At 62.1% G+C, this 13897-nt stretch carries 16 protein-coding genes and 1 pseudogene; 14 read left to right on the top strand and 3 right to left on the bottom strand.

All coding sequences use genetic code 11. The annotated features are described in order from the left end of the window. Window positions 1-30 precede the first annotated feature (30 nt). From ACYVL5_RS14030 to ACYVL5_RS14015, 4 genes are all read left to right on the top strand, one after another. Complete coding sequence (locus ACYVL5_RS14030) at window positions 31-1185, top strand: glycosyltransferase family 2 protein (RefSeq protein WP_460596202.1); 1155 nt, start codon at window positions 31-33, stop codon at window positions 1183-1185. A gap of 547 nt (window positions 1186-1732) precedes the next feature. Next, the gene (locus ACYVL5_RS14025) at window positions 1733-2587 is read left to right on the top strand and encodes a hypothetical protein (protein ID WP_460596201.1); all 855 of its coding nucleotides are present in this window, start codon (window positions 1733-1735) and stop codon (window positions 2585-2587) included. 244 nt (window positions 2588-2831) lie between these two features. Further along, complete coding sequence (locus ACYVL5_RS14020; RefSeq protein WP_460596200.1) at window positions 2832-3326, top strand: hypothetical protein; 495 nt, start codon at window positions 2832-2834, stop codon at window positions 3324-3326. 120 nt (window positions 3327-3446) lie between these two features. After that, entirely contained in the window at window positions 3447-4652 is a 1206-nt protein-coding gene (locus ACYVL5_RS14015) for a glutathione-independent formaldehyde dehydrogenase (protein ID WP_460596199.1), read from the top strand. Window positions 4653-4845: 193 nt separating this feature from the next. Here the strand turns inward: ACYVL5_RS14015 and ACYVL5_RS14010 are convergent, their stop codons facing one another. After that, a complete protein-coding gene (locus ACYVL5_RS14010) occupies window positions 4846-5229 on the bottom strand; it encodes a PilZ domain-containing protein (protein ID WP_460596198.1) in 384 nt (127 codons plus the stop codon). 219 nt (window positions 5230-5448) lie between these two features. Between ACYVL5_RS14010 and ACYVL5_RS14005 the strand changes: the two genes are divergently transcribed. The 9 genes from ACYVL5_RS14005 (at window position 5449) to ACYVL5_RS13965 (ending at window position 11702) form a co-directional block, all read left to right on the top strand. Further along, on the top strand, window positions 5449-6399 hold the full coding sequence (locus tag ACYVL5_RS14005) for a ribose-phosphate pyrophosphokinase (protein WP_460596197.1): 951 nt from the start codon (window positions 5449-5451) through the stop codon (window positions 6397-6399). Between the two features lie 76 nt (window positions 6400-6475). Beyond that, window positions 6476-7054: a 50S ribosomal protein L25/general stress protein Ctc gene (locus ACYVL5_RS14000; RefSeq protein ID WP_460596196.1), complete on the top strand. Its 579-nt coding sequence runs from the start codon at window positions 6476-6478 to the stop codon at window positions 7052-7054. Window positions 7055-7075: 21 nt separating this feature from the next. Further along, entirely contained in the window at window positions 7076-7639 is a 564-nt protein-coding gene (gene pth, locus ACYVL5_RS13995; RefSeq protein ID WP_460596195.1) for an aminoacyl-tRNA hydrolase, read from the top strand. 65 nt (window positions 7640-7704) lie between these two features. Continuing rightward, window positions 7705-8799 carry a redox-regulated ATPase YchF gene (gene ychF / locus ACYVL5_RS13990; protein ID WP_460596194.1) on the top strand — a complete coding sequence of 365 codons (1095 nt, stop codon included), beginning with the start codon at window positions 7705-7707 and terminating at the stop codon, window positions 8797-8799. A 212-nt stretch (window positions 8800-9011) separates the two neighbouring features. Continuing rightward, a complete protein-coding gene (gene rpsF, locus ACYVL5_RS13985; RefSeq protein ID WP_460596193.1) occupies window positions 9012-9401 on the top strand; it encodes a 30S ribosomal protein S6 in 390 nt (129 codons plus the stop codon). 3 nt (window positions 9402-9404) lie between these two features. Next, a complete protein-coding gene (gene rpsR / locus ACYVL5_RS13980) occupies window positions 9405-9686 on the top strand; it encodes a 30S ribosomal protein S18 (protein WP_250680840.1) in 282 nt (93 codons plus the stop codon). 42 nt (window positions 9687-9728) lie between these two features. Beyond that, complete coding sequence (locus ACYVL5_RS13975; protein WP_460596192.1) at window positions 9729-10649, top strand: YybS family protein; 921 nt, start codon at window positions 9729-9731, stop codon at window positions 10647-10649. 24 nt (window positions 10650-10673) lie between these two features. Further along, entirely contained in the window at window positions 10674-11117 is a 444-nt protein-coding gene (gene rplI, locus ACYVL5_RS13970) for a bL9 family ribosomal protein (RefSeq protein ID WP_460596191.1), read from the top strand. A gap of 195 nt (window positions 11118-11312) precedes the next feature. Continuing rightward, window positions 11313-11702 carry a hypothetical protein gene (locus ACYVL5_RS13965; RefSeq protein WP_460596190.1) on the top strand — a complete coding sequence of 130 codons (390 nt, stop codon included), beginning with the start codon at window positions 11313-11315 and terminating at the stop codon, window positions 11700-11702. Here ACYVL5_RS13965 and ACYVL5_RS13960 read toward each other — a convergent pair. After that, on the bottom strand, window positions 11692-12501 hold the full coding sequence (locus tag ACYVL5_RS13960) for a DNA-binding protein (RefSeq protein ID WP_460596189.1): 810 nt from the start codon (window positions 12499-12501) through the stop codon (window positions 11692-11694). The two genes, ACYVL5_RS13965 and ACYVL5_RS13960, sit on opposite strands and share 11 nt — an antisense overlap. A 381-nt stretch (window positions 12502-12882) precedes the next feature. On the opposite strand from ACYVL5_RS13960, the gene ACYVL5_RS13955 reads away from it, so the two are divergent. Next, complete coding sequence (locus ACYVL5_RS13955; protein ID WP_460596188.1) at window positions 12883-13710, top strand: hypothetical protein; 828 nt, start codon at window positions 12883-12885, stop codon at window positions 13708-13710. A gap of 66 nt (window positions 13711-13776) precedes the next feature. Here ACYVL5_RS13955 and ACYVL5_RS13950 read toward each other — a convergent pair. Beyond that, window positions 13777-13897 (bottom strand): annotated as a pseudogene (locus ACYVL5_RS13950) (IS1595 family transposase); the annotation flags it as partial.

Raw genomic sequence — 13897 nt, 5'->3', positions numbered from 1 at the left:
AAGTTCATCTGCCAAAGGATGGTGTTATTGATGAGTGCCGTGCTGTTCTGGGTCGCCCTGGTAACCCTGGTTCTTACCGTGCTGGCCGCAGTGGATCTGGTGATCGGCAACCGTTCCGTCTCCGCCCTGCGCGACGTCTCTCCGGAGGGGGCCGGCGACCCGCCGCGGGTCTCGTTGATCGTGGCGGCCAGGAACGAGGAGCGCCACATCCGCGCCGCCGTCGAATCGATGCTGGCCTTGAGCTACCCGAACTACGAGATCATCGCCGTCGACGATCGCTCCGACGACCAGACCGGCACTCTTCTCAACGAGCTCGCCCGCAGGCACACCCGCCTCAAGGTGATCCATATCGACGCCCTTCCCCCCGGATGGCTCGGCAAGAACCACGCCCTCTGGGTGGGAAGCCAGCGCGCCACCGGGGAGCTTCTCCTCTTCACCGACGCCGATATCTACATGGAGAAGACGGTGCTGACCCGGGCGGTCACCTTCCTCAAGGAGCGTCGCCTCGATCACCTGGCGGTAACCCCTTCCCTGCAGATGCCGACCCTGTTCCTCTCCATGTTCGGCGCCGCGTTCGCCATCTACTTCTCCCTTTTTTCCCGCCCCTGGAAGGCGAGGAACCCCAAAAGCCGCTCCCATATCGGCATCGGCGCCTTCAACATGGTGAGAGCCGAAGCATACCAGCGGGTGGACGGCCACCAAGCCATCCGGCTGCGTCCCGACGACGACATCAAGCTCGGCAAGGTACTCAAGCTGACCGGCTTCCGCGCCGATGTCGCCTACGCCCCCGAGTATCTCTCGGTGGAGTGGTACGACTCTCTTAAGGCGGTGGTCAAGGGTCTGGAGAAGAATGCCTTCTCCGGCGCCGACTACAGCATTCCGCTGGTCCTTGCCGGTGTCGTCTTCCATACCCTTTGCAGCATCTGGCCCTTCATCGCGGTTTTGGTCACTACCGGTTACGTCCAGTTGATCAACCTGGCGGTGGTGGCGCTCATCATGCTGGCCGCCGCCGACACCGCCCGTTTTCACGGCTCCCGCCCCTGGTACGCCATCGGCTACCCGGTCACCTCGGTATTTTTCGTCTACATCCTCCTGCGCACCATGACCCTCAACCTGATCCAGGGGGGAATCTACTGGCGGGGAACCTTCTACTCCCTCAAGGAGCTCAGGGCCAACCGGGTCTAGCTCTTCCACCGCTTTCCTTCCTTTGCTGTCCCGCGACCCGGCCTCCGCTTCGCCACGCTCTTTCCTTGCCGGCCGTTTTGCCGACACCCCAGTTTCTCTCCCTCCAGTGGCTTCTCCCTTCCTTACCTTGGACCGGCGGTATCTCGCAATGTGATAATGAACAAATGAATGTATATTCCGGCATCTAATGGGTAAGTTGAATTTATATGAAAGCGAGAATAGTGACGGCTTAACTGCCGACAATTATTGTATTTTGGAGTTGCGAAAACAAGTTTTGAAGGGATTGTTTATTATTTTCAATAATAATAATGGATACAACATATAATGAACAACATTAGCAGGTAATATTGTTGTATAAAGTAGCATCATTATCTATAATTTTATATAGGCCTTACTTTGATGCAGTTCATGGTGATAACTTCGTGCGAAACCATTTTATGCTTGGTGGTATTTCATTTAATGATTTATTGATGGTTAGTGTTCGAGCCGATTTAAAAAAGGTGAACGCCTTTCGGGGAAGGGCGCAAGAAGCTAAGGAGGTAGGGCGATGAAGAGTGTACGGAGAGTTTTGTTCTCTACAATAGCCATGGCTGCCTTGCTGGCATTCTCAGTCGGCACCGGCGAAGCCCAAAGTACCGCCACTGATACCGCGAACCAGACGAGCACCAGCGCCGGTGCCACGAGCACGGGTGGCACCCCGGGCGCCGATGCCGGTGCGGCCAAGGCCACTCACAAGAAGGCCAAAAAGCACCACAAAAAACACCATAAACATGCTGCTAAGAAGAGCACCAGCACCAGTGGCGCGGGGACCGGCGGTTCGATGTCCGGGACCAACGCGACGGGGTACCGCGGCGGTGAAGGTGGCAGCATGGGGCCCACGAGCGGCAGCCGTAACATGTACCGTCAAAACGAAACCGGTACCAGCAACCTGCAGAACTCCCAGGGTGGCGCCGGCGGAACCATGGGGACCGGCAGCGGCGGTTCGACCGACACCGGCAACATGAACCGCGGTAGCAGCGGTTCGGGCACCGGCAGCGACACCGGTAATGTCTACCGGAGCAACCAGCCCAGCGGCAACATGCAGGACCAGCAGCATCAGAACCAGCCGTCCAATCAGCAGTACAACCAGCAGTACGACCAACGTGGTGGGTCCATGGGATCCGGCAGTGGCGGGGCCACAGGCACGGACACGTATCGCGGTCCGGGTGCCGGGAGTGATGCCGGCAGCAGTTACCCTGGTGGCAACACCAACATGCTGCGGGGCACCGGCGGGGCGAGCGATCGTAATGAAATGAACCAGGGAGGGAGCATGCAGAAGGGAAGCGGCGGGAGCAGCGGAACCGGTAGCGGCGGATCGACCGGCACCGGGAGTAGCCCCTCCGGCGAAAGCCAGGAAGAGTAAGCTCCTTCGCCACTCCCTCAGACCTCCCCTCGTTCGGCATGTTTCGGCAGGGGAACGGCACTGAGAAAGGAGGTAAGTCATGACAAGGTTCAGGACATTGCTGCTCACAACGGTTGCCATAGTGGGATTGATGGGGTTGACAACGGGGGGGGGCTTCTCGGCCACATCCGGCATGGGGGGTAACTCGACAGGCTCCTCTGACGTGTCAACCAACTCCACCCTCCCTCCTGGAACCGGCGTGCAGATGAGAACCATTACCGGGTTCACCTCTGAACCGGTGACCGGTGGCGGGTCGGCGGGTGTAGGAGCCGGAGGATCGGTCGGCTCCGGTAACGTCGGGGCCGGAACGAACTTCAACAACGGCTCCATGAGCACAACCACCGGCGAGAGCGTCGGTACCGGGGCTGGCGGCGCTACGACCGGCACCGGCGGAAGTCTCGGTACTGGCACCGGCGGTTCGGTGGGGACCGGTACTGACCAGGGCACCCTCGGCACCGGAACCGGCGGAACCCTCGGCACCGGAACCGGCACGAGTAATTTCGGCACCGGGACGACCGGCACCGATACCGGTGGTTCGATGGGTACTGGCACCGGCGGCTCGATGGGTACCGGTGGTACCGGTGGCTCGATGGGAACCGGTGGTACTGGCGGCTCGATGGGTACCGGAACCGGCGGCTCCATGGGCACCGGGACCGGTGGCGCTGGCGGGGCCGGCGGCGGTGGCGGTGGCGGCCGCTAATGCCCTTCACTACTGATTGCGGCGCCTCGGACGGGCGTCCGGCACGGCTTGCGTGAGCTCTGGCTTTCGCAAGCCTCTTTGTGCCGGATGCATCCCTCCGATGGCGCCCCGGGAGGAACGATGAAAGCTCTCGTTTTCGCCGACATACGTCGGATGGAAGTAAGGGAAGTGCCGGATCCGGTGATCGAGAAGCAAAACGATGCCATCATCAGGGTCACCTCCGCGGCCATCTGCGGAAGCGATCTTCACATGTACGAGGGGCGCACGTCCGCTCAACCCGGCATGGTGTTTGGCCACGAGATCATGGGGGTAGTCGAAAAGATCGGCAGCGATGTGCAGCTGGTCAAGGCGGGGGACCGGGTCTCGCTCCCCTTCAACGTCTCCTGCGGCTGCTGCTGCAACTGCACCCGGGGGTTCGTCAACGCCTGCCTGACGACCAACCCGAAAAGCCCCGGCGGCGGCTACGGCTACGCCGACCTCGGCCCCTACCGTGGAGGTCAGGCCCAACTGGTGAGGGTTCCCTTTGCAGACTTCAACTGTTTGAAACTCCCCGGCACCCCGGGAGATCGCTGGGAGGACGACTTCATCATGCTCTCCGACGTTTTCCCGACCGGCTACCACGCCTGCATCATGGCGGACGTCTCCCCCGGTGCTTCGGTTGCCATCTTCGGCGCCGGCCCGGTGGGGTATATGGCCGCTCTCTCCGCCTTCCTGCGCGGAGCGGCCGAGGTCTACGTGGTGGATCGCTCCCAGGTGCGGCTCAACAAGGTGCAGGAGCTCGGCGCGGTGCCGGTGAACTTCGCCCAGACCGACCCGGTACAGTTCATCATCAACGCCCGCAAGGAGAACAGGGCCGTGCAGGAGTCGTTGCGTCCGGGAGAGGAGAAGATGCCCGGCGTCCTTTGCGGGATAGATGCCGTCGGCTACCAGTCGCTGAACCGGACCAACCTGGGGAAGGAGAACCCTACCCAGGTGATCGAGGATCTGGCCAAGGTGGTTAATGCCACCGGCTCCATCGGCCTGATCGGTGTCTACTTCTCAGGCGACCCGCGCGGGGTGGACGGCAAGGCGAAGCAGGGGCTCTTCACCCTCCCGCTCGGCCTGCTCTGGGAGAAAGGGATCAAGATCGAGACCGGCCAGGCCCCGGTCAAGCAGTACAACGCCCTGTTAAGGGATGCCATCGTCCAGGGGCAGGTGATGCCGGGTAAACTGGTGAGCCACCGGCTCAGGCTGGAGAACGGCCCGGAGGCCTACGAGAAGTTCGTGCAGCGTGGCGAGGGGCAGGGGGCGGAATACACCAAGATCGTCCTCAAACCTAACGGATAGGATGTGCAGGACCGGTGGCAAGTGGTGAAGACAGGGGCGGCTCTTTTCGGTCGCCCCTTCTTTATACCCTGGGGGTACCTTTCCCCCCTTGATCGGCAGCGGGTGGAGCTCAAAGAGGAGGGGGCGTCGTGGCGGTATCGGGGGCGGCGCGGCCGTCCGGCCCGGCCCGCTCGCCCTGGGGGGGGAGTGGAGGTCAGGTAGCGTGGATCATCGGGGCGGGCTCAGCCGGGTGGAGCGCCTGCCATTCGGCGGCCAGTTTCTCGGGCTCGCGGGTGACCCTGCGGAGAAAATAGAGCAGCTCCTCTTCGGCTCCCCCTGCGAAGCCGACAAACTTCACCCCGGACATCGAGAAGAAGGAGTGGACGACCTTTACGCTGATGGTGGCGGGGGCGAGCCCTTCACCGAACGAAAGGGCGAGCGTGCAGATGTCGTCGACGGCGGCCAGGAAGCATTCGTCGGAGCTTAACAGGGCGCCGCGCAGGGAAAGGTTTCTGACGGTGACGGGGTAGCTGAGTCCGCCATGAGTGAGGCTGGCCGGCTGCTCGCACTCCACTCGGTGAAAACGGCGCTGTTCCATGCTGGTTCCTTTCGGAGGCGTTTGGCTTCTTATCGACATCATGCTGGCAAACTGTAAGGAAAAAGCCGGCGAAGTCACGGCAGCGGCGGAACCAGCTTTTACGGTTGACTTCAATGGGCAAGTATTGTATTAGATGACGTTTCCGGGATTTGGCGCCGGCGCCCGTTTCGATTCAAGCGGGAGCCGAGAAATTTGAGAATCGAAGAGGGCTGGCGGTAGATGGAAAATAAGATCAGGGTGTTCAGCGGTAACTCCAATCCGGTTCTGGCAGAGAAGATCTGCGAATGTCTTAAGGTGCCGCTGGGCAAGGCGAAGGTCAAGACCTTCTCCGACGGCGAGATCATGGTTGAGATCGGTGAGAACGTGCGTGGCCGCGACATCTACGTCGTCCAGTCCACCTGCTGCCCGACCAACAACAACCTGATGGAGCTGCTCATCATGATGGACGCCCTGAAGAGGGCCTCGGCAGCCACCATCACCGCCGTGATCCCCTACTACGGCTACGCGCGTCAGGATAGAAAGGCCGCTCCGCGTACCCCGATCACCTCGAAACTGGTGGCCGACCTGATCACCACCGCCGGGGCCGACCGGGTGGTCACCATCGACCTGCACGCCGGCCAGATCCAGGGCTTCTTCAACATCCCGGTGGACAACCTTTACGCCGCTCCGGTGCTCCTGGCCCACCTGAAGAGCCGTTTCGCCGACGAGCTCGACAACCTGGTCATGGTCTCCCCGGACGCGGGCGGCACCGAGCGCGCCAGGGCCTTCGCCAAGCGGCTCGGCTGCACGCTGGCCGTCATCGACAAGCGGCGCACGGGTCCCAACGTGGCCGAGATCATGCACCTCATCGGTGACGTCAAAGGGAAGTCCGCCATCATCCTGGACGACATGATCGACACCGCCGGCACGCTGACCCAGGCCGCCCTCGCCCTCAAGGAGCACGGCGCCGCCAGCGTCTACGCCTGCGCCACCCACGGCGTTCTCTCCGGCCCGGCGATCGACCGCATCAACGACTCGGTCATCGAAAAGGTGGTCATCACCGACACCGTCCCGCTGGGTGAGAAGGCCGAGCGGACCGACAAGCTCCGGGTGCTCTCGGTGGCCGATCTTCTGGCCGAGGCCATCCGCCGCATTCACGAGGATGAATCCGTCAGCTCGCTGTTTGTGTAACCGCGGCTTTCTGGTTTAATAGTTTCTGTCATAGAATAATCATCATCAAAAATATCGAAGCGATTTCGGAGGAAGTATGAGCAAGCAGGTGCTGAATGTTGAACTGAGGGAAGAAACCGGCAAGGGGGTCTGCCGCCGTCTGCGTAGCGCAGGTCGCATCCCGGGCGTCGTCTACGGCAAAGGGCTTGAGCCCGTCGCGATCTCCCTGGATCAGAGGCAGTTTTCCGAGGCGATCGCCGGCGAAGGTGGCCGTAACCACATCCTGACCCTCAAGTGCGAGGGGTCCCTCAACGACGAGACCGTGATCGTGGCCGACCTCCTTCAGGACGCCATCAAGCGCACCCCGCGTCACGTCGACCTGCACAAGATCAACCTCTCCGACAAGGTCAAGGTCCACGTTCCGGTCCGCGTGGTCGGCACCGCTGCCGGCGTCAAGGCAGGCGGCATGCTCGACCTCGCCATGCACGAGCTCGAAGTCGAGTGCCTCCCGGTCCACATCCCGGGCCACATCAACGTGGACGTCACCGAGCTCACCATCGGCCACTCCGTCCACCTGGGCGAGATCCCGGCCCCGGTCGGCATCACCATCCTGGGCGACGTCAACGTCCCGGTGGTCAGCGTCCTCGGGAGAAAGGGCGCCGAAGAGGCTGAATAAGCTCTCTCCGCCGGAAAGAACATGGCAAAACTCGTTGTAGGGCTCGGCAACCCCGGGCCACAGTACTCATGGACCCGCCACAACGCGGGTTTCATGGTTTTGGACCGCTTATCCCGTCTGGCCGGTATTCCCGTCACCAAGAAGGCCTTCTCCGGCCTGATCGGTGACGGGAACTGGGCCGGGGAGCGGGTCTATCTCCTCAAGCCCCAGACCTTCATGAACCTGTCGGGGCGCTCGGTCGCCGAGGCGCTCCGTTTCTACAAGCTCTCCCTTTCCGATCTCGTGGTCATCCACGACGAACTGGACATTCCCTTCGGCAAGATCAGGCTCAAGGAAGGTGGCGGTCACGGCGGCCACAACGGCCTGCGGTCGCTCGGACAGGAGCTCGGCTCCACCGCCTGGGCGCGGATCCGGGTCGGAATCGGGCGCCCGGTGCACGGCGACGTGGTCAACTACGTGCTGACCAACTTCGCCAAGGACGAGATGGAGTCGCTGCTGGGGATCCTCGACGAGGGGGTCGACGCGCTGGAGATGATGATCCGGGAAGGGATGCCCAAGGCCATGAGCATCTTCAACGGTAGATGATCCACCAACCGCTTTCCGTCCTGTCGACGGGGCGGTGCCTCGCACGCTAACAGAGGATTATTCGTATGGGTTTCAACTGCGGCATCGTCGGGCTCCCCAACGTGGGGAAGTCCACCATCTTCAACGCGCTCACCTCGGCCGGTGCCGAGTCCGCCAACTATCCCTTCTGCACCATCGATCCCAACGTCGGTATCGTATCGGTTCCCGATCCCCGGCTCCAGAAGCTGGCCGAGATCGTTCATCCCGAAAGGATCCTCCCGACCACCATCGAGATCCTCGACATCGCCGGCCTGGTGAAGGGGGCGAGCCAGGGGGAGGGGCTTGGCAACAAGTTCCTCGGGCACATCCGTTCGGTGGACGCCATCCTGCACGTGGTGCGCTGCTTCGAGAACGAGAACGTGGTGCACGTCTCCGGGAGCGTGTCGCCGGTCCGGGACATCGAGGTGATCCAGACCGAGCTGGCCCTGGCCGACCTCGACACCGTCGAGAAGCGCATGCAGCGGGTCGAGAAGCAGGCGAGAAGCGGCGACAAGAAGGCCAAGGAAGACGTCGACTTCTGCATCAAGGTGAAGGCCGCCCTGGAGAAGGGGGAGTCCCCCAGGAATCTCCCGGACAACGAGGACGAGCGGCTGATCCTCCGGGACATGCACCTCATGACCGCCAAGCCGGTTCTCTACGTCGCCAACGTGGCCGAGGACGACCTGGAAGGGAAGCACCCGTACGTGGAGGAGGTCAGGAAGCTGGCCGAGCGCGAGGGGAACGGGGTGGTGTACATCTGCGGCTCCATCGAGGCGGAGATCTCCGAGCTGGAAGGTGAGGAGAAGCAGGCCTTCCTGGAGGAGATGGGGCTTCCCGAGTCGGGGCTCGACCGCCTGATCCGGGCCGGCTACGAGCTCTTGGGGCTCATCACCTACTTCACCGCCGGGGTCAAGGAGGTCCGCGCCTGGACCATCACCAAGGGGACCAAGGCCCCCGGGGCCGCCGGGGTCATCCACTCCGACTTCGAGAAGGGGTTCATCCGGGCCGAGACCATCGCCTACCAGGACTTCGTCGCCGCCGGCGGCGAGGCGGGCGCCAAGGAGAAGGGGCTCATGCGGCTGGAAGGCAAAGAGTACGTGGTGCAGGACGGCGACGTCATGCACTTCAGGTTCAACGTCTGACAGTCGGGCCCGCCGGCAGGAATGACCGGGACGACGCGCCGGACAGCCTGACACTCTGACAAGCTGACATAAAATGCGGCGGATCCCCCTTTTGATCTTGCCAAAGCGCGATTTCTGTAGTAATGGATACTGTTCCACAGAACGGCAGATACTGCCGTATCTCCTTGTTCCGGGCCGGTCCCGGGGCTAAATAACCGTGAGGAGGCAACACAATGAGGATGTACGAGACGATCTACATCGTCCAGCCGGAACTCGGTGACGAGGAGCTCAAGGCTCTCTCCGCCAAGGTTCAGGACGTGGTCGCCAGCATGAATGGCGATTTCAAGAGGCTGGAAGACTGGGGCACCAGGAAACTGGCCTACCCGATCAACAAGAACCCCCGTGGCCGCTACTTTTACCTCCGCTTCGACGGCGACGCAGCTCTCATCGCCGAGCTGGAGCGCCGCCTGCGCCTTGATGACAAGGTGATCAGGTACCAGAGCGTCAAGCTCGAGCAGGAAGTGGTTCCGGCTGCCCCCGTGGCTGCCAAGACCGCCGAGGAAGGGACCGAGGAAGCTGCCGGTGCCGAGGCTCAGGCCGAAACGACTACTACGGAGGAATAAGAGATGGCTGACGAGAGAACCCCCCAGAGAAGCACCAGCGGCGGCCCCAGGAAGAAGCGGCCGTTCCAGCGCCGTAAGGTCTGCCGTTTCTGCGCAGACAAGCAGGTAACCATCGACTACAAGGATCCCCGCACCCTCCGTTACTTCGTCTCGGAGCGCGGCAAGATCATTCCGCGCCGCATCTCCGGCAACTGCTCCAAGCACCAGAGGGAGATCACCGAGGCAATCAAGAGGGCGAGGAACATCGCGCTGCTCCCGATCGCGGGCAGCCACGTTACTCCGTAATCTGTGCCCAACGAGATGAACCCTCAACTGCAGGGGCGGATTTTGGACGTCATCAAGGGGAGCGTCGCCACGGCGACGCTCTTCCTTGCTTTCATGATGGTTCCTGTCCTGGGACTCCTCCCCGGCTTTTTCACTCCGCTTCCGGCAGTTTTCTACCGCCTCAAGAGTGGGCGGGGAGTCGGGGTCGCCATCGTGGTGGCAACCTCGCTGCTGCTGGCGGCCGTCGCGCGCGAGCCGGCGACGGTGGCCATCTACCTCCTGCAGGGCGGCATCATGTCGCTGGCGCTTCCCGAGTTCCTGATGCGCCTCAAAGGCGGCGCCCGTTCCGTCGTTTACTCGGTCGCCATCAACCTGGTCTTCCTGCTGGCCGCCACCGCCATCTACGGCGCGGTGACCGGCACTCCCCTGCACGGCAAGATCGTGAAGGGGGTCCAGATGAGCATCGCCCAGACCTCCCAGCTCTACGAGAAGGCCGGGGTCAAGGGGGATGAGCTGAAGGCTCTGCAGGATTCCATGCACCAGGCGGGGGAGCAGGTCGTACAGGTCTACCCTGCCCTGGTCACCGTGGCCCTCGGGCTGATCGCCTGCCTGAACCTGAGCGTGCTGGCGCGGGTGGCCCAGCGGTCGCACATCCCGGTCTTCCTCGGGAACTTCCGGCAGTTCAGGAACCCGGAGCACCTGGTCTGGCTGCTGATCGCGGCCGGTTTCGCCCTGCTTCTCCAGGAGCCGACCGTCCACCTGGTTTCGCTCAACCTGCTGATCGTGGTCGGTGCGCTCTACACGGTGCAGGGCTTCGCCGTGATAAGCCACTTCTTCCGCAGGATGGCGATCCCGGGTTTCATGAAAGTCATTGGCGCCCTGTTCCTCCTCTTCCAGCCGTTCATGCTGCTGGTGGTGGGGGTGCTGGGCATTTTCGATCTCTGGGGCGACTTCCGGTCCCCCAAAAAACCGCAAAACCTGTGAAAAAATCAGGCTAGGAGGCAAAGCATGAAGGTCATTCTGAAAGAGAACGTCGAGAACCTCGGTCACATCGGCGACATCGTCAAGGTCGCTCCGGGCTACGCCAGGAACTACCTCCTCCCCAAAGGGTTCGCCATCGAGGCTACCGAGAAGAACGCCAAGGCTCTGGAGCACGCCAAGCGTCAGCTCGAGTACAAGAAAAACCGCGTCCTCGAAGCAGCCAAGCAGCTGGCCGCCAAGATCGAGGGGCTGTCCCTTTCCATCGCCCACCAGGCCGGGGCTGACGACAAGCTCTTCGGCGCCGTCACCAACATGGAACTGGCCGAGCAGCTCAAGGTCCAGGGTCTCGAAATCGACCGCAAGAAGATCGTCCTGGACGAGCCGATCAAGCACCTCGGCGATTTCACCGCCCAGGTGAAGATCCACCCGGAAGTTGTCGCCACCCTCAAGATCTCCATCACCAAGGCGTAAGCTTCAGGACGGCTCGACCGTTTAAGGAAGTAAAAAGGGCCGACACTCAGCGAGTGCGGCCCTTTTTGTTATCATCATCCTTCGGTGAACTGGCACCCAGAGTGCCAAACCGACTTCTCGCTCTAGCCGGCCCTGCCTTCCCGGGAAGCGGGCAGGGTGAGGGGGCGTCTACCACTCCAAAACGAGGAAGGAAAGATGGACATTCAGCGGTACGCCAAGAGCGACATCGCGCTCAACCAGATAGAGACCGCGCTGGTGATCTACTTTGGCGGTGGCGACCTCTTCTCGGTCATCACCCTGGCGGGGGCTGCCGAGGAGCTGATCGGCGAACTCCTGGCCAGCCGGGCAGAGCGGGGCTTCTTCAAGCCGCTATTCGAAATCCTGCGGCCGGCGAAGCGGCGGGAAGAAGGGGAGTCGCTGGTCCCCGGCGAGTCCGACGCCTTCATCCACACCGATCCTCGGCACGAGGCCGTCTTCCTTTTGGGGAGATCCATTGACGACTACCGGAAGCTGACCGGCGCCGTCACCCCTTCCATGGCCCGCTTCGACCGCGAGGTCCGCAAACGGGAGTCGGCTATCGCCTGACCTGGGCGTCCTGGATCAGCAGATCGTACTTGTAGCCGGAACCGAAGTCGACGTTCTGGGAGAGGATCCCCTTGACGGTGACCGTTTCACCTTCCTTTGCCGTCCCCTTGATGGTGGCGGTCAGGTCGTAGTTTTTCCTGGCCCTGCTCCCGCTCCCGTCCTGGATATGGATCCAGGTGTGCTTCATGATGTGCTCGGCGACCTTGACTACCTTTCCCCTTACCACCACCTGCTTCTTGTCCAGTTTGGCCTTCTTCGCGTAGAGCTCTGCGATGGTGTAGGCGTTGGCCCCTTTGGCCTTGGCCACCCGGCCGACCTTGACCGCGGCCACCTTGCTGGAATTGTTCTCCTGCTTGGCCGTTGGGGTCGCCTGCACCTTGGCGGGCGCGGCGGGGGGGGGAGCCGGTGCGTTTGCGGCCGCTTTCTCGTGCGCCATTTTCACCGCGGCTTCGGGAAGCTTCACCCGGGTGTTGGCGGGGCCAGCCGAGAAGACGATGTGTTCAAAGGTGCGATGGAGCGCCTTGCTGGTGAAATGGTTCAGGGTGTAACCGGGAATCAGGGTCAGCTGCTGCCCGACGGTGACTTTCATCTCGGGGGCGGCCACCCAGATCTTTTCCTTGCCGTTGGCGATGAGGAGGTAGGTGTAACCGCCCCCGTTCATGGTCTCCAGCACTTTCCCGGAAATGTTCACCTGCTGCGGGGCTTTGTCTGCTGCCGAGGTTTCGGCGCCAGCCGGGACGGATACGGTGGTGACGGCAAGAAAGGCCAGCAGCAGAAGGTGAGTTAAGGACAGTTTCATCGGGCGCTCCTCGACAGATGATAGGGCCTGCCGGTGAGGGGAAGCCCACCGGGCAGACTACTTTGTTCGCCCCCTCTTTGACAAGAAGTTTCTCACCCGTTTCCAGCTCCCAGTTTGCCCGCGCCGCTTACTGGCCACCACACGCTCTCAGAGCCCGTCGTCACCATCACTCCCTTTCGCCGATCTCCGTACATCTGCATCATCTCTCGCTGCCTCCCATGAAAATACCGCCACTGCTTGCCAGCGAGCAACGCGCGGTTATATTTGTTGGCGATGGTTAATCTGAACCGGTCGTCTGAATGAGTGCGGGACCCGCCTGTGACTGAGAGGTTGCGGCGGTTTCACGCCATACCGATGGCGAATAGGGTACGGGAGGGAGCCATGTACAAAAAGGTGGGGGTGCTGCTGGTACACGGGATGGGAACAACCATGGACGATTTCGCCCACGACCCGATCCATGAGCTGAGGGAGAGGATATGCGGCCGGGGCCTCAAATGCGAGGACGTCGCCTGGGAATCGGTCTACTGGGCTCCGCTGCTTTCGGCCCGTGAGAACCAGCTCTGGGTGGATCTTTCCGCCGACCACGACCTCAACTGGGCGAAGCTCCGCAAGTTCTTCGTCAATGCCTTCGGCAACCTCACTGCTTACCAGACTGCTCACGAGCGGCCGGACAGCATCTATTACAGGATTCACGACCAGGTGCACGCAGCTCTCGCGGCCCTCTATGAGAAACTGGGGGGGGAGGATCGCCCACTGGTGGTCATCGCCCATTCCCTGGGGTCGGTCATCATGTCCAACTACATCTGGGATCGCCAGAAGGGGAAGGACGTCGATCGCTACGGAAAGAGTCCCTTCGAGCGGATGGAGACCCTGGCGGGGCTGGTGACGCTCGGGACCAACATCCCGTTCTTCACCATGGCGCAGAGTCCGGTGGTGAGCATCGAGTTTCCCCCCAACACGCTCCCGGAGAAGATCAGGCGCCGGGCCAAGTGGCTTAACCTGTACGATTCGGACGACGTCCTCGGGTGGCCGCTCAAACCGCTCAGCCCGAGCTACGCCGACGCCGTCAGCGAGGACATCGAGGTGAGCGTCGGGAACATCCTCACCGCCTGGAATCCGGCCAACCATGCCGCCTACTGGACCGACGACGAGGTCATCAAGCCCACCGCCTACCTGATCGGCTCCATCTACGAGGCGGAGGCGGGATAGCCGAAGGTCACCCCCGCCCCTTTCCCCTGAAGGGGCGAGGGGATATCACGCGAAAAAGAAACCTGATTAGCGCCAATCTTCCGCTAGGCGTAACCACCGCTCTGGTCGGCTGCCAGTCCGGGCAGCGGCAGCAGCGAGGCGGGGAAGCATAGCAGCAAGATCGAAACGACGGTTAAAGCGGTACTGA

The organism is Geomonas sp. Red276, assembly GCF_054784495.1.
The sequence above is the reverse complement of the archived record's forward strand: the minus strand, read 5'-3'. Positions and strand labels throughout refer to the sequence as shown.

What these genes read in the sequence shown, in the direction of transcription:
- ACYVL5_RS14010 (WP_460596198.1), bottom strand. Translation starts at nt 5,229, where the DNA reads ATGGAACAGCGCCGTTTTCACCGAGTGGAGTGCGAGCAGCCGGCCAGC.
- ACYVL5_RS14000 (WP_460596196.1), top strand. Translation starts at nt 6,476, where the DNA reads ATGAGCAAGCAGGTGCTGAATGTTGAACTGAGGGAAGAAACCGGCAAG.
- rpsR (WP_250680840.1), top strand. Translation starts at nt 9,405, where the DNA reads ATGGCTGACGAGAGAACCCCCCAGAGAAGCACCAGCGGCGGCCCCAGG.
- ACYVL5_RS14005 (WP_460596197.1), top strand. Translation starts at nt 5,449, where the DNA reads ATGGAAAATAAGATCAGGGTGTTCAGCGGTAACTCCAATCCGGTTCTG.
- ychF (WP_460596194.1), top strand. Translation starts at nt 7,705, where the DNA reads ATGGGTTTCAACTGCGGCATCGTCGGGCTCCCCAACGTGGGGAAGTCC.
- pth (WP_460596195.1), top strand. Translation starts at nt 7,076, where the DNA reads ATGGCAAAACTCGTTGTAGGGCTCGGCAACCCCGGGCCACAGTACTCA.
- ACYVL5_RS14030 (WP_460596202.1), top strand. Translation starts at nt 31, where the DNA reads ATGAGTGCCGTGCTGTTCTGGGTCGCCCTGGTAACCCTGGTTCTTACC.
- ACYVL5_RS14020 (WP_460596200.1), top strand. Translation starts at nt 2,832, where the DNA reads ATGAGAACCATTACCGGGTTCACCTCTGAACCGGTGACCGGTGGCGGG.
- ACYVL5_RS14025 (WP_460596201.1), top strand. Translation starts at nt 1,733, where the DNA reads ATGAAGAGTGTACGGAGAGTTTTGTTCTCTACAATAGCCATGGCTGCC.
- rplI (WP_460596191.1), top strand. Translation starts at nt 10,674, where the DNA reads ATGAAGGTCATTCTGAAAGAGAACGTCGAGAACCTCGGTCACATCGGC.
- ACYVL5_RS13965 (WP_460596190.1), top strand. Translation starts at nt 11,313, where the DNA reads ATGGACATTCAGCGGTACGCCAAGAGCGACATCGCGCTCAACCAGATA.
- rpsF (WP_460596193.1), top strand. Translation starts at nt 9,012, where the DNA reads ATGAGGATGTACGAGACGATCTACATCGTCCAGCCGGAACTCGGTGAC.
- ACYVL5_RS13960 (WP_460596189.1), bottom strand. Translation starts at nt 12,501, where the DNA reads ATGAAACTGTCCTTAACTCACCTTCTGCTGCTGGCCTTTCTTGCCGTC.
- ACYVL5_RS13955 (WP_460596188.1), top strand. Translation starts at nt 12,883, where the DNA reads ATGTACAAAAAGGTGGGGGTGCTGCTGGTACACGGGATGGGAACAACC.
- ACYVL5_RS14015 (WP_460596199.1), top strand. Translation starts at nt 3,447, where the DNA reads ATGAAAGCTCTCGTTTTCGCCGACATACGTCGGATGGAAGTAAGGGAA.